This window comes from Seonamhaeicola marinus, assembly GCF_008085455.1.
In genome coordinates, this window is the sequence record NZ_VSDQ01000161.1 from 1 (window position 1) to 422 (window position 422).

The window sequence follows — 422 nt, forward strand, 5'->3', positions numbered from 1 at the left end:
AAGTTCTTTAATTTGGCTAAATTTTAGCTTTTTATGGTTGTTATTAACGTGTTTGTAACTGGCGTTTGATATGTATGTTAATGATTGTGCCATGTCTTGTAAGTGCCTTAAAACATTTAAGTAAAAGTTACTAGCGCTAACACTTGGTTCATCTAAATTTTTAATAAAATAGAAAATATGATCTTTAAGCTCATCAATTTCGTTAGTTAAATTTTCAACCTGACTTTTATTCTTTTTTAAAGATTTTAAATTGTGTGTTGCAAGCCCATTTACAGCATTGGTATAAATTCTATTACCACGTTTTATAACAGTGGCAATGTTGCTTGCGCTTTCAACAATAACGCCTTGTATTGAGCTGCTTTCAGCTTTTTGAAGACTATCTTCAGCTTTTTGTATTTTAGATTGTTTCCTGTGGCTTAAAT

General features: G+C 30.1%; 1 pseudogene. It reads right to left on the minus strand.

The features are described from left to right. A pseudogene (locus FUA24_RS01235) lies at positions 1–422 on the minus strand (inorganic phosphate transporter); the annotation flags it as partial.